Below are 19072 nucleotides of genomic sequence, written 5' to 3'. Positions count from 1 at the left end.
GAAGGCTCGTTAAATTAGAAGTGTGTACGCCGGTCAACGCAACGCATTGATTGCTTGATCCAGTGCAGTGATAAGGCGATCGACTTCTTCCAGCGTGTTGTAGTGCGCTAACGACACCCGCACCACCCCGCCAAACTGATCAAGCCCAAGGGCTTCAATAAGTCGCCGCGCATAGAAGTCACCAAATCGAATGCCGATCCGGTGCTCATCGACCCTGCGCACAACCTCCTCGGACTGAACGCCTTCAACCACGAAACTGATCGTTGGCACTCGATTGCGGGTGTCCTTTTTGCCAATGATCCGAACACCATCGCGCTCACGCAGGAATGCCAGCAGACGCTCGGCGAGCAAATCTTCCTGCACCTCGAAGGCATCGAACGCAGCCTGCATGCACTGGCGCTCGCTACCTTGTGCACCAAGTCGGGTGCTGATGTCGAGCAAGTAGTCGGTAATGCCGATGCAGCCGAATGACAATTCGTAGTTGACGTTGCCTGGCTGCAATTTGTAAGGCACCACATCCTGACCAATAAAGAAGTGGTTAAGACTCGGCAATTCCAGCAACAGATAGCGACGTCCCCAGAGTACGGCGAAGTGCGGACCGAACGTTTTATAGAAGCTATAGACGTAGAAATCGGCGCCGCTGGCCTGAACATCCACCAGGCGGTGTGGTGCATAAGCGACGGCGTCCACACACAGCTTGGCGCCCACCGCATGCACACGCCGCGCAACCTCGGCGACGGGATTGACCGAGCCGAGAATGTTCGAGGTGTGAGTCATCGCCACATAACGGGTGTTGTCATTGAGCAGGACCTGCAGGTCATCCAGCTCCAGCTCACAACTGTCGGGATTGACCTGCCACACGCGCAAGGTCGCACCACGGCTTTCGCACAGTTTGACCCATGGGCCGATGTTGGCCTCATGATCGCAATTGGTGACGATGATTTCATCGCCAGGGACGATTGATGGGGCGATGGCGCGACACAGAATTTGCAATAAGTGGGTAGTCGAGCCGCCCATGATCACTTCTTCGGGATGCTCGGCGTTGATCAACTGCATGACCGAGTGACGCGCCTGCATCACTCGCTCGCCAGCGACAACGGAAGGTTGATAGGACGCACCCAGTTGCACACTGTTGTTCAGCAGGTAATCACACACCCGCTCAGCCACAGTGCTCAACACCATCGAACCGCCGGCGTTATCCATGTAGGCATAACCATCGGCCAGACCTGGAAATTGCTTGCGAACGTAATCAATATCGAGAGGATTCACTCTACTTTCTCCAGCCGGATTCAATGGTGCAAGATGGCCTGCAGGAACGCTTTTGTACGAGGTTCCTTAGGTGCGGTAAAAAACGGTTCAGGGATGTTCTGCTCAACAATGCGTCCGCTTTCCATGAAGATCACCCGGTCGGCGACCCGACGGGCAAAGCCCATCTCATGGGTGACCACGACCATCGTGACGCCGGAGCGAGCGAGGTTTTGCATGACATCGAGTACTTCGCCAACCATTTCCGGGTCGAGAGCCGAAGTCGGTTCGTCGAACAGGATTGCGCGAGGTTCCATGGCCATGGTGCGGGCAATGGCAACTCGTTGCTGTTGACCACCGGACAATTGGCTGGGGTATTTGTGCGCGTGATCTCCCATGCCGACCTTGAGCAAAAGCTCCTTGGCCCTGGCATGCGCATCACGCCGACTCAGACCGCGAACACGGATCGGCGCCAGCGATACATTGTCAAGAACAGTGAGGTGCGGATAGAGGTTGAAGCTCTGAAACACCATGCCCACTTCGCTACGAATTGCGCTCAGTCGCGGACCGTTTTCAACCCGCTCACCGGCCACGCGGATATGGCCTTGCTGGTAGTCTTCGAGCAGATTGATGCAGCGGATCAAGGTCGATTTTCCCGAGCCGGACGGGCCAAGAATGACCACCACCTCACCTTCTTCAACCTGCAGGTTGATGTCGCTCAACGCTTTGAAATTGCCGTAGTACTTGTCGAGTTTTTCAATGTCGATCAACGTGCTCATGCGGTTTTTCCTCCAGAGGCGTTACGACGCTCAACCCAGCTGACCATTTGCACCAGCGGCAACAGCAGTAACAGATAGAGCAAGGCCGCCCCCACCAGCGGTGTCGGGTTGGCCGCCAGCGCCTGCGCCTGGGTTGCCTGCTTCAGCAAGTCAGGCATCGCTACGACTGAAGCGAGTGCCGTGTCTTTCATCACGTTGATGCAATTGCTGGTCATGGGCGGCATCACAATGCGGATAGCCTGCGGCAAAACCACGTCGCGCATGGTGTTGAAGAAACTCATGCCTTGAGAAGCCGATGCTTCGAACTGGCCACGGGGAATGGCCTCGATGCCTGACCGAAAAATCTCCGCACTGTAGGCACAAGAGACAAGCGAGAGCGCACTGGCAGCAGCCGCAAAAGACGACAGTCGAATGCCGACAAAGGGCAGCGCGTAATAGATGAGGACCAGCAAAACCAGTAATGGAATGGAGCGCATGATATCGATGTAGATACGCGCAAGCGCTCGAACAGGTGCGTAGGAGTACAACCGCAGCAATGCCAGCAACAGCCCGCCCACCAGGCCCAGGGCAATGCTCACCACCCCAAGCAAAATGGTCACGCCCAAACCGCGCATCATCAGCGGAAGCGAATCGACGAGCACGTTCCAGTTGAAGAATGTCTGCAAAAGATCCATGGGATACCTCGGTCAATACAAGTGGCGAACAGGTGTCGCCACTTACATGCATCATCAGCAGGGCTTACTTGAGGACGGCTGTCACTTTCAGGGTGCTCGAATCTTTATCGGCGTCGGCGCCGAACCACTGTTTGTGGATTTTTCCGAGCGTGCCGTCTTCTTTCATCTTGCTGATGATGTCGTTGACTTGATCGCTCATCGCCCAGCCTTTGGCATGCATCAGCGAGTAGCGCTCACCGGTAGGGATTCGAGCAATGATGGTGTATTGCGGCTTGTCCTTGATGTAGTAGAGCACTGCCGGAATGTCGCTGAGGTAGCCATCGATTCGCCCGGAAGCCAGATCGAGCATGGCTGGCGATAGCCCTTCATAACGCGAAACATCGGCAAACTTGTACTCATCCTTATGTTGGTTAATCCACATGTCACCCGTCGAGCCAGTGTCGACACCCACCACCTTGTCCTTCATGTCAGTCAGGCTTTTGACCTTGGAAGTAGTCAGTGCGGTGAGCGACTGGTCGCTGTCGAAGTAAGGCTGCGCAAAGGCTACCGACTCCAGGCGTTTCGGGGTAATGGTGATTGAGGAGATCGCGATATCGACACGGTTGGATTGCACGGCACTGAACAGGCCGTTGAAAGGAATATTGACGAACTCGACGCTTTTTCCGGCGCGCTTGGCCACCTCTTTTACAACATCAACTTCAAAGCCGACAAACTCACCTTTGGAATCCTGAAACTCCCAGGGCACGTTGCCAACGTTAGCACCTACGGTCCAGTCCGCGGCCCAGGCTGGCAGTGAAACTGCGGCCGTCATGAACAATCCCAACATCACTTTCGCTTTCATGTTTGCTCCCGATTGTTTGTTTTATTAGGTGCTAACAGCGGTGGATCTCGTACAACGTGGGATCGAGAGTAAATCAGTGGAGCATTTGTTTCAATACCTTTCGTCCGTGAATTTTTTGCTCCGAAACCGGCGTTCTCTTTCCCGAAAGGTGGCGTTCAAAGGCTTCTTGGCGCCATAGATGAATCCCCCCTCGCACAAAACCACCCTCCACAAAAAAGCCCACTGACAGTCACCGGTGTTGCCGCTTATGTAAAACAGGCCCCCCACCTCAGCCCGGTGCGGGGGCCTTTTTGATTGGCGGCGGAAATCACCACCGCCTAGACTGGTATACCGACCCCCGGCCCTCTGGTTTGACGCACCGTCGGCCGCTCATTCGCCTAGGAGCCTCCCCATGCCGCGCTCAAAAGAACCGTTGCCGGATGACCCGCTGCCGCTGCGCCTGCCGAATGGCCGCCCATGACCGCTTTCTGACCTTTGCGACTGAGCGAAATGGGGCCAAAACCGGGTAACAGCCCTCCGAATCTGATCAGTCATTAAGACCGAGGAACATCAGAACACTTAAATTTCAGAGTGCGGGATAGAAAGATCCAGCACATCGCGTTAATGCGTCCGGAATGGTCTAGATTTTCATATGAGCATCTTCACCGACTCTGGCGTAGCCATTGCTTTAGGAGACGCTTTTATCACGGGGAGGCTGCTATGCATTACACAGGTTTGGTTGAGTCGGACAGTCGAATCAGTGATAAGGATTTTGCCGCCCTTCTGGAGAGCGGTCTGATGGCGAATGATCCGAGCGTATTGATTGCTGCACTGGGCACAATTGCGCGAGACAAAGGAATGAGCCGGCTTTCTCGCGAGACCGGAATTAGTAGAGCCACGCTGTACCGGGCATTTTCTAAGGATGGTGATCCGAACCTTTCTATCGTTCTGAAAGTGGCCACGGCCTTAGGCATCAAAGTCAAGATCGTTGTCGCAACTGTTCCCAGAAATGGAGGCAGTTCACGGATATAAACACCACGGAAAAAAGCAGCTAAACGTGTGAGTCCGTCCGATGAACGTCGCCTATGGGCCGACTTCTGCCTCTCGTGATGGGCAGAAACGACCTAGGCTGTCACGTCAAAATAGTCCTCCCAACGCTGCTGGCTCCCAGTTCATGATCACCAGTTCGCCACTGACATCAGCCTTGCCTTGCCGCTGATTCGTCGTGGTGTAGCGGATGTCCAGCGTTTCGAAGTGAAAGCCTTCAAAGACCCGGCGAATGTCCGGATGATCGTTGATGCTGACCATCACCCTGCCCTTGCAGCGGCGCATGAAGTCGGCCATTCGCTCGTAGTTCTCAAACGGAAAATCCACCCCATACCCGGCGGTCTGCCAGTACGGCGGGTCCATATAATGGAAGGTGTGGGCACGGTCATAGCGTTCGGCACATTCCAGCCACGGCAGGTTCTCGACGTAGGTACCGGACAGGCGTTGCCAGGCAGCCGAGAGGTTTTCCTCAATCCGTAACAGGTTGATCGCTGGGCCGGTGGTGGCGGTACCGAACGTCTGCCCGGACACCTTGCCGGCGAAGGCATGGTGCTGCAGATAAAAGAATCGTGCAGCGCGTTGGATGTCGGTGAGGGTTTCAACGCGGGTCATTTTCTGCCATTCAAACACCTGACGCGAACTGAGCGCCCACTTGAACTGACGCACGAACTCCTCGAGATGGTTCTGCACCACGCGGTAAAGGGTCACCAAGTCGCCGTTGATGTCGTTGAGCACCTCCACCGGCGCGGCCTGGGGTCGCATAAAGTAAAGCGCAGCACCTCCGGCAAAGACCTCGACGTAGCATTCGTGAGGGGGAAACAGGGGGATGAGGCGATCGGCCAGACGGCGTTTGCCGCCCATCCAAGGGATAATAGGGGTAGACATAGATAGCAAGACCTTTACTGTATAAATAAACAGGTGCTAGGCTCGCTCCGCTTTGTGCACAGAGCGGGAGCCTTGGCGGGACTTGCAGGGACAATCTGCGGGGACGGTGGCCAGGCTGAATGTTGACGCATTCAGCTTGGCCGCTCCTTTACTTTGAAATTAAAACCTCGTTGACCTGGGACAACTCACGCGCCCGGGCCATCAAACTGGCACTTTTAGTACGACTTTCTGCGGCTTCCCTGACGCCTTGGCCTTGCCCTCCTTACCGCCGTTGCATTCCACCGACACCGTCCACCCGGATGGGGTGAAGGTGTGATCGACCGACTCCGCCAAATACTCACCATCGAGCCCACGCTTGAATCCCTGCGCTTCGATCATGCATTCGGCAAACAGGTCCGTCCGACCCGACAGGTCGAGGCGCACCGAGGCCGTCGAACGATTGAACGCCGCCAGGCGTGCCTTCGCCGCCTCATCGGCCGCCGTGCAGTCCGGGTAGAGATGGCGGTCGGTATGCACCGGCGGCAGGCCCTCGGGCACGTTGGGGTTGTCCAGGTGCGATACCATCAATTCACCGCTGGCCGGGTCCTGGTACTGGGTGCTTACGCCCTGATGGGCACTGCGATCGCTCAAGCGAAACTGCCAGCGGGTCACGTCATTGCGTTGCAAGGTGATCACACCCAAGGCCTTACCACTCGCACTCTGCCCACCTTGTCGCGGCAGAACCAACAGCTTGCCGTCGGCCACCTTGGCGGTGCAGTCGTGTTTCTTGGCCAGGCGGGTGATGAAGTTGAAATCGGATTCATTGAGCTGATCCATGCGCGGCACACGAGTTTCGACCGGGCACGACGGCTGCCAGCCATTTCGCGCGGCCACATCGCCGACGATCTGCGCCAGACTGACGTCTTCCCAACTGCCACTGCGGGTGGTCTTGCCGCTGCCGCGCATATCGCTGGCCTTGCCGCTGATCACCAGCGTGTCCGGCGGGCCGGAAACGGCCACCTCGTCCACGGTGTAGCGGCCCATGCGGGTCAGGTCGGCGCCGGCATAACCCAGGTAGACTTCGATACTCGCGCCCCGCACGGGCAGCGACACCGCGCCGTCCCGGTCATCAATGCGCAGCTCAAACGAATCTGAGGCCATACCGGGCCGATCGGAGAGCTGCAGCGAGACCAGCCGATCATTGATCAAGGTGGTGATGTCGGCACCGTCGGCGACGATGCGGAAAAGCGGTTGCATGTCGGCACTCCAGACAAGAAAAAGCCCGCACTGAGCGGGCTGAGTAATGGGATCAATCCCACAGGGAAATCACGCTGTCGGGCTCGATCACCAGATCCGGCAGCGTGATCAACACACCCGCCCGGAACGGCTGCGGCTCATCGGCCAGGCCCTGATTGGCCGCCAGCACCGCTTCGACGCTGCGGTTCAGGTGGCCGTAATAGTGGTGGCACAGGGTGTCGAGTAGATCCCCGTCAGCTGTTCTGCAAGTCATCGCCATAACGGACAAACTCCAGTGAAAAGCCCTGCTTGCGCGGGATCGCCCCAGGCAGCAAAGCGCTTTGTTCTTCGTCGATGTTGGTCAGGCACCAGTTGCCCAGCACCTCGCCGTAACCGGTGGTCAAGTTCAGCGGCAACAACTTCGCGCCGATGCTGCGCAGCGTATCCAGTTGCTTCAGTCCGCCTTTGTAGCTTGGGTAGATCGCACCCTTGATCGTGATTTTCTCCTCGCCCTGACCCACGGCCTGCTGCGCCGGACGCCGGGTCAGGCGTTCCTGCGCGGCCCAGCGAAACGACGTCTGCCGACGCAGCTCGTCAAAGGCCGCCGTGTCCAGGTTGAAGTAATACGGCCGCTCGTTGGCCTTGAGCGGATAGATGATCAGCAGATGCGGGAACGGCTTCACCGCGTCGGGAATCGGCGACATGTCGCCGGCAAACCATTCCGTAGGGAAGATATTGCCCAGCGCGGCATTGGCCTTGCCGGCGACCTTATTGAACGCCGCGCCAAAGCGGCCAATCTGCTCAGTCAGCGCGGAAAAGTGTTGCTCGAACTGCGCTAGGGATCGTTGAGTCTGGTTATAGAAACTCGCGACTTTGCCGATCTTGGCCTGCGCCGAGTTGATCGCACTTTGCAGGCGGCGGGTTTTGTCACTGAGGTCTTCGCTGATAAAAGGCAAGCCTTCCAGCGCATCCGCCGCCCCGCTGATTTCGTTGAGCGCGCCATTCATGGGCCCGGTCATCGACTCCAGGTCAGTGCGGCCGGCCTCGCCGGCGTCGACCATGTACTTCAGCCCGCCCTGCAAGTGTTGCAGGTAGGTTTTTTCATCCGACATAACATTTCCTCAACCCACATGGGGCGCATCAAACAACTGGCGGGCGCGCGCCTCCCGGGCGAAGTCCTCAAACTGGCGCTGCAGGTGCGGCATCAACGCTTGGGCCAACTGCGCCGGGTCTTTCACATCGCCCTGCACGGTAATGACCGGGGCCGGGGCGAAAGTAAATTGTTGATCGACCTTCGGCCATTCGGCTGCCTTTGCCGCAGGGGTCGCCATCAATGCCGCCGCCGTCACCGGCGCGGCGGGAGCGTTTTCCATCGAGCGCACGACCGCGCCCACTTCCTGGCCGGCAGCCATGGGCAAGATGCCGATCGGCGCTTTGGCCGGCGTGTCCGGCCCGCCAAACAACGCCTTACCCATGGTCGCGCCCAGCTCACCGCCGCCCCACGCGCCGACGATGCCACCGATCACTCCGCCAATCGCGGTGCCGAGCAGCGGAATGACCGAACCAATGGCCGCACCGGCTGCTGCACCCGCCAAACCACCGGCCAGCCCACCCGCTGCCTCACCGTAGCCCGCGGCCTTTTCATCAAGGGTGGTCGCATTCTGGTACGTGTCCAATGCCTGAACGCCGGCACCGACCACCGCCAGCGCCCCGCCCACTTTCATGCCACGGGACATTCGACTTGCAGGGCTTTTGCCCTTTCCGCCCTTCCCTTCTTTGCCGTGATCCAGCCCGTCGTCTTCGTCGTCATTCGCGTTGGTCACGAACACCCGCTGCACGATGTTGGACCGGTCGCCAGCCGAACCTCGCGCGATGTTGGCCAGGCCCCGGCCAATCTTCAGCGTGGCCCAGGCTTTGCCCAGCACCAATGCCCCGGCACTCACTGCCGCCAGGCCCAGCACCACTTGGGGCGCTTGCTCGGACAACGCGGTCAAGCCCCGCGCCGCGCCGGCGATACCGGTGGCCAGCGCATCCGTCGCCGGTCGCAGGGCGTCACCAATGGCCCGCAGCGAATCGTTGAACGCTTGACCGGTTTCGGCCCAGCGTTGCGACGAGCTCTCGCGACGTTCGCTCAGGTTTTTGTCGAGAATGTCCTTGCGCGGGCCGCTGGGGTCCGAGGCGCCCTTTTTCAGGTCCGCGTAGAATTTTTTGTTCTGGGTGTACGCCATCAGGGCGGTCTTGACCTGCATGTCGGCAAACAGATCGCCGGTCCGCAGGGTGGCGGCCAAGGCATCGGCCATCGCTTGCGCCTTGGCCGGGTCCGTCTCCTGGCTGATCTGGGTCAACCCCTGATCCAACTGCTTTGACTTTTTCGGGTCGGTCTTTTCCACATACCGGCGCGCCAGTTCGAAGCTGGCCTCGAAGGTCGACAAGCCCTTGCCAATGGCGGCGTTCATCGAGCCCTGATAATCAATCCCGGCATCGGCATACCCTTTGACCGTTTCCTCCGAACCGATTTTTGCGACCCAGTTTTTTAGGTTGTTCGCCGCTTCATCCGCACTGCCGGCGCTCTTAATCTGCACCTGCAGCATCGCCCCCAGTTGCGTGACCGCCTCCTGGCCGGTGATGCCGGTGCCGGCCATTTGCGCCAACAGCTCTGGAAACCACTTGGCCATGTCGGCCGCCTCGAAGCTGCCTTGCTGACCCAGCAGGGCGACCGAGGCCAAGGCCTGTTCCATTTTCTGCGGGTCGGTGATCTTGGCGTTGTTCTGCATCGCCAGAATCATCTTCGCCGTATCGGCACCCGAAGCGCCCTGCCCGACCGCAAACTTGGCGGCCACCGGAGCGTATTTCAGCGCTTCGGTCAGATCCATGCCGCCACCGACCAACTGGTTCACCAGCTCGGCCACTTGGGTGTTGGCCATACCGGTGTCCTTTGAGGTCTGGACAATGTCGCGGGCGGTGTTTACTTCCTGCTGCGTGTTCGCGGTACCGGACTTGATCGCGATGTCGCGAATGATCGCCTGAAAGTCCGCACTGATTTTGGTCGGCACGGCCGCCAGGGTGGTACCGGCCACCGCCGTACCGAATCCACTGCGCAGGCTCTCCTGCCCGTCCTGCACCTGGCCCATACCTTTGGCCTTGAACTCGGCACTGCGCACCACCTTGCCCAGCGCCAGGTACTCCTGACGCAGGCGCCCGACTTCAACACCCTGCTTGCGCAGGCTGCTGGTGTTGGCTTCCAGCTTTTTGAGCAAGGCGCCGGCATTGGCCGCGCCGCTGTCGTGGGCTTTTTTCCATTCCTCGCGCAGGCGCATGGTCTCGCCGATGACTTTCTGCAAGCCCTTGGCGCGCGTGGTTTGCGCCTCGAGCTTTTTCATTTCACCGCTGACGTTCTTGAAGGCCGCGCCGAGGGATGAATCGACAGCACCGCCAATCACCAGCCCGAGCGAGAGTTTGTTCGACATGGTTTTCACCTACGTGCGACGGGATGGGCTCAGTCCGTGAGCCACCAGACCATCTCGGAAAACGACAGCCCCTGAATCTCGGCCGCCGAAAAATTCAGCTCGACGGCCAAGCGTTTGGCCAGGGCTTTTTGCAGTTTTGGGTTAAACCCCGTCGTCTGCTCCCAGACGAAAATAGGCGGTCTGCAGACGACGGTAATCACGCATTAGCAGCCCCTCCAGATCGCCCCGGCCGATGCTCGCCAGGCTGCAGAACAGAACCATTTCCTGTTCTTCTTCATTGGTACCGCCCTGTAATGTGGCGGCGCGCATTTCGCGTACCGTTGGCTCGCGCAGGGTCAGCTTGTCGACCTTGATACCGTTGGCCTCGCTCGGTCGAGACAGGACTACGGTGGCAATGCCATCACCCAGTTGCAGCCACTTGGGCAGGACGTTGTCTTTTGCATTACTCATGGTGTGGCTCCTTACATGCCCAGGGCAGACCGCACGGCGGCCAGTTGGTCGACGCCGTCAATGACACGAATCGAGTTAAGGGGATCGATTTCAAACATTACGCTGCCGTCGATTTCCAGCTTGTAATAGGTCACCGCGACGGCGTACTTGAACTCACCTTTTTCGCCCGCTTTCCAGTCCCCGGGATCGACTTCCTTGAGGCCCCCTCGCAGGGTGGCAACCACCGCCTTGACCGAACCTTTCTCGCCCTTGAAGGCCCCCCGAAACGACGCGTTGAACCCGGTCATATCGGCCTGACCGAAGAACTTCAGCACCTCGCGACGCACGCCGTTGGTGATGAAGCTGGCCTCGAGCTTTTCCATCCCCACGTCGAGCTCGACCGCCGCGTCCATGCCGCCCGCACGGTACTCGTCGGTTTTGAGGGTCAGCTTGGGCAGGGTCAGGCTCGGCACGTCGCCTTGCAGGCTGATACCGTCGACAAACAGGTTGGTGTTGTAGAGCACTTCCGGAATCATAAAGCGGCCTCCTTAGGCGGCGGTGTCCAGCACTTCAGTGATCCACTGATCGGTCACCTCCACGCGGAAGTTCGGGTTTTCGGCCGGCGGCACATCGGTGAAACGGATGTTCCAGTACACCTTGCCGTCGCTCAGTTCGCTGGAAGTGTTCAGCTCTTCGTCGGCATACACCTCGAAGTTGATGATTGCGCCCTGATTCTTCAGGTCGCGCATGAACGCCTGCAGGCCTTCGGTCACGTCCTTGACGTAGGTCGCGGTGATCGAGCGGTCCACCGCCCACTTGTGTGCGTAGAGGATGGCGTCCATGACGATGTCCAGCGTGCGCACGCGGGTGACGAACTTCCATTTCGCGTCGCTGGACAGCGTGCGGTTGCCCCACAAGCGATAGCCGTCATCACGAATGATCGTGGTGATATTCGCGTTATTCAGCACGTTGGCCCGACAGGAAGGATCGCCGTCGAGAAACTCGATCGGACGCGTAGTGCCGGTGATGCCGACAAACTCCTTGTTCGACGGCGAGGCCCAGAAACCGTAGGTGGCATCGGTCCAGGCAAACAGGCCAGCAGTCCAGGCCGAAGCCGGCGCGTTGATCGTGGCACTGGTCGTGGTGTCCCAGAACTGCACGCCCGGATCGACCATATAAGCGTGTTTGCTGCCGAAATTGGCGGCATAGGCAATCGCCGCTTCGTCGGTGGTGTTCGGCCCGTCGATGATGGCCATGGCGCGCATCTTGTCGCCCAACGCCACCAGCTCGGTGCCCACCGCCAGTGTCGACGAGTACCCCGGCGTCACCAACAATCGCGGCTGGGCGTTGAACTTGCTTTTGCCGTTGAGCAACGCCTGCATGCCGGTACGGGTGCCGTCGGCCCAAACGCCGCCGATGATCGCGGACAGTTGCTCGGCCGCGTCGTCCAGCAACGGCACACCGACGGCGACAATCACCGCCTTGGCCCGCTTGAAAATAGCCTTACAGTCCTTGGTGATCGCGGCGTCCGGCCCCCACGCCGCGACTGCCTCGCTTTCGCGGGTGATCAGCAGCAATTCATTGGCAGCGGCAGTGGCCGGCGGGCCCACGGTGAAGGTGTTGCACAGGCCGATGATCGACGCGGACGGGGTGGCGATGTGGCGTGCCCCGGTGTCCACCAGGGTCACGGTGACGCCGTGAAAGAAACTCATTGAGTGATACTCCAAAACGAAAAAGCCCCGCTTAAGCGAGGCTATGAGGGACGTGACGCGTAATCGAAAAGGAAACGCCCCGGCAATGCGGGGCGTCAGGGGGTCTGCTGATCCGGTTTATCCGGCCATCTAATCGTTAAGCGGTCGGCCTCACTGGACGCAGGGTGGAATCCGGAAAGTCTGGCGACTGGGGCCAGTTGCGAAGGTCCACGCGGTACTGCCGCCACTGCGCAGGCGTACTCACAAAAGCAGGATCACCGTCCTCAGCTTTCAGCAGTTCCACGTCCGCAACTGTCAGCTCTTGATCACGCCACGAACGCTCAGCATGTTCAGCATGGACAGCGATTGCGGGGCTTACTGGCAGGGCACCAACATCGACGCTGTATTCCTCAATATAATTGAATACCGCTACAGTGGCCGGAGCGTCATCACCTTTAACTGCCGTAAATGGAATCCAACCGTACACTTCGTGAAGAACTTCACAGTCAATAGCCCCATCCTTAAACTGCTTCAGGTTTTTGACTTCATAAACCCACGGTGCAGGTGGCTCAGGTGGCGGTGGTATATCCGGTGGAACAAATTCAGGAATAACGTGTGGTTCAATAACTTCGCCAAGCATTAAGCGACCCTTTTACAAATAGTTGTTGAAAAGACATTTCCCGCAGAACTATTTGAAACGCCCCCGCATACCATCCAAGTACCGCCGGGAGCCCCGTAGTTCTCGCCACCCGCGTTTGACCAACCCAGATACCCCCCTTCCACTAATGTTCCCGGTGGTATTGCGCCCGAGTTTATATTCTTAACAACAATAAACATCCCATAGGTGCCCACGCCGCCGATCGGTTGCGCGGCTATTTGGGACATCAAATTCCAGTAAGCGATATAGTTGGCGGCGATCCAGCTACTTAAATAGCCGCCCCAAATTGGCCCGTAACTGTTGCCATCAGTGCCAAACATGGCAACACCGGAGCCGGAATAACAACCGCCACCGGCGTAAAGTCCTGCGTTGGCTGTAATGTTGCCGTAGGACAACACGCCCGCCGCGTAAGCCGTACCTCCGATAGATATGTCAGTGCCAACGTTTGCCGTGTTCAAGAGGTTGGCGTGACCGGAAACCTGTATGCCATTGACGAAAGCCGGAGCACTCAGCGCTGCGTACAAGGCAGGGTCAAAATTTGATGTATCCCAGACGGTTTCCCATTCGTCCCAAACACCGGCAATCAAGGCCCGGCGGTATAGGGTCTGGTCGTTAAACCCATATAGCTCCTGAAAGGCGTATTGCCCCGGTGTAATAACCGAGACGCGAACCCAACCCTCATAGAGTTCACCATCTGGCGCTCCCGTAGCACCACCGACGTAATAGAGGGCGGACACCGTGTTCAGGTCGCCGATATCTACAGCACCCGCCATATAGGCGGGCCCGCCCAAGCCGAACGCTCCGACCTTCATCAGCGCATCAGCGGTTACATCGTGTAAGTTGGTTTGAGCATCGAGGTATGCGGCGGTTCCTAACCCCAGGTCATCGCCTGTCAGCTGATCACCGCCTGTCACCAAACCTTGGGCATTCACGCTGACGGTGGAATAGCTGCCCGCTGCAACGCCGCTGTCGGCCAAAGTGATCGCTATGTCAGCGTTGGCGGTACCATCGAACGACACGCTGCCGCTAGCCGCCCCGGATACGCTCAGCGTGCGCGCTGTTTCCAATTGGGTGGCCGCCACCGCGGTTCCGTCGACGGGCAAAGCATCGGTGATGCCGTAGCCATCCAGAGTGGTCGGGTTGGTACCGGCGACCACCCGCCCAAGGGCATCGACGGTGACACTGCGAAAGGTCCCTACGCCTGCCCCACTGCCACCCGCGATCATGTCGAACTGCAAACTGGTGGTACCGAGGTTGATCGGCGCGTCGGTGACCAACTGCCAGAGGCTGTCGCCGTTGGTCGTGCCCTGCTCGACGTGGATAAACAGCCCCGGGGTCACTTCCAGGCTGTTGTCGGCATCGGCGGCCCGCGTCCAGCTGTCGGCGCTGGCGACATAGATCCCGTTGTCCTGTGCCAGCGCCTGAGCGGTGACCAGCACTCGGTCACCGGTGGCCACAGCCACGTCATCGACCGTCTGCAGATTGCTGAGGGTAATGGCGGCGGTCGCTGCCACTCGCGCCGATTGTTTGTGATCCAGCTTGGCCAGTTCCTCCTGAATCTTGAGGTCCACGTATTCACGCGTGGCCAGCACGACGGCTGGGTCAATCTTCAGCACGATGTTCGCCGAGCTGCTGACGATGAAATTCATCCGCACAACCTGAGTCTTGCCGCTGCCCTGGTCGAGCAACGGTTTATAGCTCGGCGCACAGTTGGCCACCGCCACCAGGTCGCCGTCGACGTCATATAGACCGATCTCGCGAATCCACTCGCCGCCTACTTCGGGCGGAATGATTTGCTCGGTGATCACTGTGTTGGGGTTGGCCGGATCGACTCGGATCTGATTGATCGGCGCCCGGCGCCATTCGTTGATCAACTGAGTTTGCAGGCGGTCGGGAATCGGGTCGGTGCCGTTGGCATCGCCCAGGCCCATCTCGGTAAACATCCAGTCCTGGCCCATGGCGATGGCATTGGCGTGCTTGGCTTCGCCCACGGCGGTGAGGATGGCAAAAAACTGACTGGTCTTATCAATCATAGGGATAAACGTCCAAGGTATCGGTTTCATCGACGCAGAGCGCCGGGCCAAAAGTGCCGGTCACGTCGATGTCTTTCGGGGCTGGTGGGAATACGTCGATCTCTTCGCCTTCTTGCACGCACACAGCTATGCCCAGTACGCCCTCGGTCTGCAGACTGAGCGCCAGGTTGGTCATGTGCCGGCTAACCGGGCGGGCGTCGTCGATCAACCACGCCAGTTCCTCGTACAGCTCCTCGGTGATGCCCGAGTCATTCAGCCCGACCTCCAGGGCAAAGGTGCCGGGAACGCCTTCCGGCACGGTGTCGAACCACTCGACCACGTCGATCAGGTAGCCCAAGGGCTCTACTACTCGGCGCAACGCACCAATGGTGCCTTTGCGCGCATGCACGTCGTACGCCGAACGGATCGCCGTGCGCTTGGCCTCCTGGGTCCAGTTGTTGTTCCAGCGGTCCACCGACCAGGACCAGGCCAGATACGGCAGCAAGTGCTCAGGACACGAGTCGGCGTCATACAAGTTGCGTAGCGGAATCAATGTGTTTTCGTAGTTGGCCGCTTCCACGGCCAGTTCCAGCGGCGTGCTGTTGAGCGGTAACTGACTGCTCATGTCAGGCCCCCAAGGTCACGGTGTATCCAGTGCAATACGCTGCCTCGGCCTTGCTGGGTTTGAGATCGGTCCAGCCCAGCAGCTCGACCCGGGCGATGCCGGGAATGTGCAGCTGTGCATCGACGCCCGAGCGCGCGACTTCCAGCCCCAGACGGCGACGTGGGTTGATCCACTCGCTCAGGCGCTTCTGGCTTTCAGCCAGGTAGGCTTCGTTTTCCGGCCCCGGGGCCTGCGGATACAACACCGCCTCGATGCGGTAGTCGATCACCGCCGCACTCTGCACCGTGAGCCGATCGGCCACTGGCCGCACATCTTCGTCATTCAGGTGCAACCGAACCTGTTCGAGTAACTCGGGCGAAGCGGTGCCGCTGCCTTCGAGGCTGAGCACGGTGACCACCACCACGGCCGGCGATGGGCTTTCTGCCGTGGCATCGGCCACCAGCCCGGAGGCGTTGCGCGCATGCAGGATGTAGCTGTTACGCGGCCCTGCCGTGGTCAGCCCCTCATACGACAACTGCACCCGCTCGCGCAGGGCATCGTCCTCTTCGAGCACCTGCGGCGTCGGCGGTACCGTGCTCGGATCTCCGGCCTGAATCACCAGACGCTGCAGGTTGACGTTGGCAGCCAGGTGATCGAGGTCGGCCCGCTCGGCATGGGCTAGCAACAGCGCCTTGCCGGCATCGTTGACTCGCGCCCGGTTCTGCAAGGCGCCATACGCGGCCTGCTCGATCAGCTTGAGCACCGGATCACTTTCCAGCTCCGCGCTCCAGTTGTCGCCCATGCTCAGGCGGAAGGCTTCAAGTTTCTCTTGGTAGACCGCCTCAAAGTCGAGGTCTTCCAGCACTTGCGGCGGCGGCAGAGCCGCCAGTTCCATGGTCATGCGGACACCTCCAAAATCACGTCGCTGCCGAGGTACTGCCCGATCAGCTCAAAGGTGATACGCCCTTCGAGAATGGCCACGGCGCGCACCCGGCCCAGTTTCAAGCGCGGCTCCCAACGCCCGAGCGTGCTGGCCACTTCCGCTTGCACGGCACTTTTCCAGCCGTCATTCACCGGCAAGTCGACAAAGCGCCGCAGCTTGCTGCCGTACTCCGGGCGCATGCGGCGGCTGCCCAAGGGCGTGGACAAGATGTCCTCGATGGACTGGCGCAGGTGATCGAGGCCGGAGATGAGTTGGCCGGTGCGGCGGTCCAGTCCGATCATCCCGATCACTCGATCAGCCCTCGACCGCGACAAAGTCCTTGCGACCGTGCAAATACTCGATCGCCACCGTGTCATCCGAGGCCACCACAACCTGGCCCTTTTCCACTTTCAAGGTGCGCTCGGCGTCCAGCAGGATCAGCACCCGCGAGGTGAACAGCGTGTCGCGAAAGAAGCTCAGCGTGGCCGGCGCGGGTGCAACCGTGGCGGCCGGAACTGGCGTGGATTTACTCGTCATGATTTTTTCTCCAGACATAAAAAAGCCCGCACGAGGCGGGCTGAAGATGATGTGCACTCAATGCGAGTGGTTGCTGCTGTTGCCTCCGGCATCCATGATCGTGCCGGCGCCGGTGATGTCGCCGGATACGCTCAGCGCACCGTCGATGTTCACCTCACCCGCCAGCGTGATCTGGCTGGCCGTCACCCGGACTTGAGACGGCGTCACTTCAAACTGCGAGCCACCGACCGCGATGGTCGCGCGGCTGCCGTCGGGTAACGCGATGCTGTAGCTGCCGGCTTGCCAGTCGTAGACCAGTGAGCCGCCATCGTCGAAGTACCAGGCCTCGACGTGATCGCGGTTGTCCGGCGGGGCCCCGGCGTTGCCATACAGCCCCGGGATGAACGTGCCCATCGCCGGATCACCGCTGGGGCTGAACAGCGCGCCCTGCTCATTCAGGCTCGGCGCGCGCCAATGACGGGCCTTGCCCGCCGCCAGACTGTGCCAACGCACCCAGGCACTGACCCAAGTACCGGCCTTGACCCGCACTCGCCCGGCCATCAGATCAATGCCGACCACCACACAGGGCATCAGCATCGCAGCGATCATCCGGTCATGTTCGGCGCTGGCGTATCCCATGCCAGATCCTCCGGCTGAAAGTAGTGATCTTCATTGCCGGTACCGGTGCAGCCATCGACGTTCAGGTACAGCGTGCCAGGAGGCTCGACTGGCCACTGCCACTCGACTTCGCCAAGGTAGATCTGCTGAGTCCATTCCACCACCCACACGGTGTAGCCATCCAGTTCGGGCTTGGTCCAGTCTTGGCGCGAGGCCACGAATTGCGCCTGCTCGACATTGTCCAGACCCCAGGTCTGCCCCCGAAGGAGGATTGCTATTTGCGCCGCCAATTGGGCACCGAGTTGCTGATGCCGGCCCAACTCGGGCGCGACAATAATTCGCGCTTCAAAACGTTGGACCAGCACCGTTTCACCGGTACCGATGTCTTGCCCGGGCTCAAACTCCACCGGTTCCAGGAACACCGCCGGCAGCGCTACCCGGTCCTGAATGTCTGGACAGGTCGCGACAAATCGCACAGAGGGCAGCGCTTGGCGGAGGTGTTCCTCTATGGCGGCGTACAGCGCGTCCAGCGAAAAAGCAGGATCAGACACGGGCGCTCCCCTTCAGGTACTTATGCAGTTCAAAGTTCATTTCCTGCTTGAACACGATCAGCAGGCGCTCATCGGCTTTGTTGGCCCAGGTGTAAAAAGGCTCTTCGGCGTCTTCGAGCGAAACCGTGGCCTTGGCGAGCGGAAAACGATTGTCGTTTTCCGCGATCCAACCCGAGCTCTTACCCCCTGTCGCGGATGCGCCGCCGGGATAGTCGTCCGGGTTGAAATGTTTGCTGGAGGTACGAATCCAGATATCCGCCTTGTTGCCATACACACGCTTGTAAAAAGCGCCCTGATACCGTCGTCCCGCCACCGAGACACCGGCCTTGCCCTGACGGGGATTCCCTACCCGGCTGGCGTCCATTGGGTTGGTGCCGAACCAAAGTTTGCCCGGTTGCCCCTGGCCTTTGATGGGATAACAACGCAGACGCTGCCGCACTGCCCGCACGGCAATCCGCTCCTGCTTGCTGACATCGCGCGCCATGTGTGTGTGGCCAGCCACCCCAACGTCTTGTTAATCGCCCGTCGTTGCGCCGCGGCCACGGCCTTGGGCATCACCTTGGCCAGTTGTTCAAAAGCCTGCACATCGTCAGCCGAAAGCTGCAGCGACACCGGCACAGCACTCATGCTTTTAACCTCAGCGACAAGGCCACCAGCCCATCACCCGCTGGTTCCAGGTGCGTCAGGGTGTACTCGCCACCGCCGTCCAGGGCGGGCAACTCGATGAGCACCGTTTGCGTTTTTTCCACGCCCGCGGCATCGGCGACCCGAATGTGAAAACACGGCTCGCGCAGACCGGTGTTCAAGCGACCGATCTTGGGTTGCAACCAGGGTGCCGAAAACATGCCCAGCACCCGCCGACCTTCGATGTAGCCAACGTCGGCCAGGGTGTCGAACACCACGCTGTCGATTTCCGCGACCAGCTCTCGAAAGGCCATG

22 protein-coding genes and 1 pseudogene are annotated in these 19072 nt (G+C 59.6%); 1 reads left to right on the top strand and 22 read right to left on the bottom strand.

All coding sequences use genetic code 11. The features are described 5' to 3' along the window. Window positions 1-33 precede the first annotated feature (33 nt). The 4 genes from AB4N43_RS00835 to AB4N43_RS00820 all read right to left on the bottom strand — a co-directional run bounded on the left by AB4N43_RS00835 (window position 34) and on the right by AB4N43_RS00820 (window position 3539). Window positions 34-1269, bottom strand: a complete 1236-nt coding sequence (locus AB4N43_RS00835) for a cysteine desulfurase-like protein (RefSeq protein WP_027923848.1) — start codon at window positions 1267-1269, stop codon at window positions 34-36. Window positions 1270-1289: 20 nt separating this feature from the next. Next, complete coding sequence (locus tag AB4N43_RS00830) at window positions 1290-2024, bottom strand: amino acid ABC transporter ATP-binding protein (protein ID WP_027923847.1); 735 nt, start codon at window positions 2022-2024, stop codon at window positions 1290-1292. Then, window positions 2021-2698, bottom strand: a complete 678-nt coding sequence (locus AB4N43_RS00825; RefSeq protein WP_027923846.1) for an amino acid ABC transporter permease — start codon at window positions 2696-2698, stop codon at window positions 2021-2023. Before AB4N43_RS00825 ends, AB4N43_RS00830 begins: the two co-directional genes overlap by 4 nt. A gap of 64 nt (window positions 2699-2762) precedes the next feature. Further along, window positions 2763-3539: a transporter substrate-binding domain-containing protein gene (locus AB4N43_RS00820; protein WP_027923845.1), complete on the bottom strand. Its 777-nt coding sequence runs from the start codon at window positions 3537-3539 to the stop codon at window positions 2763-2765. A gap of 699 nt (window positions 3540-4238) precedes the next feature. Here AB4N43_RS00820 and AB4N43_RS00815 point away from each other — a divergent pair. Continuing rightward, a complete protein-coding gene (locus AB4N43_RS00815; RefSeq protein ID WP_050590199.1) occupies window positions 4239-4550 on the top strand; it encodes an addiction module antidote protein in 312 nt (103 codons plus the stop codon). Window positions 4551-4655: 105 nt separating this feature from the next. Here the strand turns inward: AB4N43_RS00815 and AB4N43_RS00810 are convergent, their stop codons facing one another. The 18 genes and pseudogenes from AB4N43_RS00810 to AB4N43_RS00725 form a co-directional block, all read right to left on the bottom strand. Further along, window positions 4656-5450 (bottom strand): DNA adenine methylase, encoded by a 795-nt coding sequence (locus AB4N43_RS00810; RefSeq protein ID WP_027923843.1) that lies wholly within the window; start codon window positions 5448-5450, stop codon window positions 4656-4658. Between the two features lie 201 nt (window positions 5451-5651). After that, window positions 5652-6686, bottom strand: coding sequence for a phage late control D family protein (locus tag AB4N43_RS00805; RefSeq protein WP_027923842.1), 1035 nt, complete (start codon window positions 6684-6686; stop codon window positions 5652-5654). A gap of 52 nt (window positions 6687-6738) precedes the next feature. Continuing rightward, on the bottom strand, window positions 6739-6945 hold the full coding sequence (locus AB4N43_RS00800) for a tail protein X (protein WP_027923855.1): 207 nt from the start codon (window positions 6943-6945) through the stop codon (window positions 6739-6741). After that, window positions 6920-7777: a phage tail protein gene (locus AB4N43_RS00795; protein ID WP_027923841.1), complete on the bottom strand. Its 858-nt coding sequence runs from the start codon at window positions 7775-7777 to the stop codon at window positions 6920-6922. The genes AB4N43_RS00800 and AB4N43_RS00795 overlap by 26 nt, the downstream gene beginning before the upstream one ends. Window positions 7778-7786: 9 nt before the next feature. Then, window positions 7787-10132, bottom strand: coding sequence for a phage tail tape measure protein (locus tag AB4N43_RS00790; RefSeq protein ID WP_027923840.1), 2346 nt, complete (start codon window positions 10130-10132; stop codon window positions 7787-7789). 141 nt (window positions 10133-10273) lie between these two features. Then, a complete protein-coding gene (locus AB4N43_RS00785; protein ID WP_410921711.1) occupies window positions 10274-10582 on the bottom strand; it encodes a phage tail assembly protein in 309 nt (102 codons plus the stop codon). Between the two features lie 11 nt (window positions 10583-10593). Beyond that, window positions 10594-11097, bottom strand: a complete 504-nt coding sequence (locus AB4N43_RS00780) for a phage major tail tube protein (protein ID WP_027923838.1) — start codon at window positions 11095-11097, stop codon at window positions 10594-10596. Window positions 11098-11109: 12 nt separating this feature from the next. Next, the gene (locus AB4N43_RS00775; protein ID WP_027923837.1) at window positions 11110-12273 is read right to left on the bottom strand and encodes a phage tail sheath subtilisin-like domain-containing protein; all 1164 of its coding nucleotides are present in this window, start codon (window positions 12271-12273) and stop codon (window positions 11110-11112) included. A 136-nt stretch (window positions 12274-12409) separates the two neighbouring features. Next, window positions 12410-12892 (bottom strand): phage tail assembly chaperone, encoded by a 483-nt coding sequence (locus tag AB4N43_RS00770; protein ID WP_155953729.1) that lies wholly within the window; start codon window positions 12890-12892, stop codon window positions 12410-12412. Further along, complete coding sequence (locus AB4N43_RS00765; RefSeq protein ID WP_460152827.1) at window positions 12892-14943, bottom strand: phage tail-collar fiber domain-containing protein; 2052 nt, start codon at window positions 14941-14943, stop codon at window positions 12892-12894. The genes AB4N43_RS00770 and AB4N43_RS00765 overlap by 1 nt, the downstream gene beginning before the upstream one ends. Continuing rightward, window positions 14936-15547: a phage tail protein I gene (locus AB4N43_RS00760; RefSeq protein ID WP_027923836.1), complete on the bottom strand. Its 612-nt coding sequence runs from the start codon at window positions 15545-15547 to the stop codon at window positions 14936-14938. Before AB4N43_RS00760 ends, AB4N43_RS00765 begins: the two co-directional genes overlap by 8 nt. A 1-nt stretch (window position 15548) precedes the next feature. Next, the gene (locus AB4N43_RS00755) at window positions 15549-16427 is read right to left on the bottom strand and encodes a baseplate assembly protein (RefSeq protein ID WP_027923835.1); all 879 of its coding nucleotides are present in this window, start codon (window positions 16425-16427) and stop codon (window positions 15549-15551) included. Continuing rightward, window positions 16424-16750, bottom strand: a complete 327-nt coding sequence (locus AB4N43_RS00750; protein ID WP_027923834.1) for a GPW/gp25 family protein — start codon at window positions 16748-16750, stop codon at window positions 16424-16426. Before AB4N43_RS00750 ends, AB4N43_RS00755 begins: the two co-directional genes overlap by 4 nt. Window positions 16751-16763: 13 nt before the next feature. Continuing rightward, complete coding sequence (locus tag AB4N43_RS00745) at window positions 16764-16985, bottom strand: hypothetical protein (protein ID WP_032833526.1); 222 nt, start codon at window positions 16983-16985, stop codon at window positions 16764-16766. A 57-nt stretch (window positions 16986-17042) separates the two neighbouring features. Further along, window positions 17043-17603 carry a phage baseplate assembly protein V gene (locus AB4N43_RS00740; RefSeq protein ID WP_027923833.1) on the bottom strand — a complete coding sequence of 187 codons (561 nt, stop codon included), beginning with the start codon at window positions 17601-17603 and terminating at the stop codon, window positions 17043-17045. After that, entirely contained in the window at window positions 17570-18133 is a 564-nt protein-coding gene (locus AB4N43_RS00735) for a hypothetical protein (protein WP_050590201.1), read from the bottom strand. Before AB4N43_RS00735 ends, AB4N43_RS00740 begins: the two co-directional genes overlap by 34 nt. After that, window positions 18126-18760 (bottom strand): annotated as a pseudogene (locus AB4N43_RS00730) (phage tail protein). The gene AB4N43_RS00735 and the pseudogene AB4N43_RS00730 overlap by 8 nt, the downstream one beginning before the upstream one ends. Further along, window positions 18757-19071 carry a head-tail joining protein gene (locus AB4N43_RS00725; RefSeq protein WP_027923831.1) on the bottom strand — a complete coding sequence of 105 codons (315 nt, stop codon included), beginning with the start codon at window positions 19069-19071 and terminating at the stop codon, window positions 18757-18759. The pseudogene AB4N43_RS00730 and the gene AB4N43_RS00725 overlap by 4 nt, the downstream one beginning before the upstream one ends. Between the last annotated feature and the right edge of the window lies 1 nt (window position 19072).

The sequence above is a fragment of the Pseudomonas sp. S2_B07 genome (genome assembly GCF_054668435.1).
This window is presented reverse-complemented; position numbering and strand designations above follow the sequence as displayed.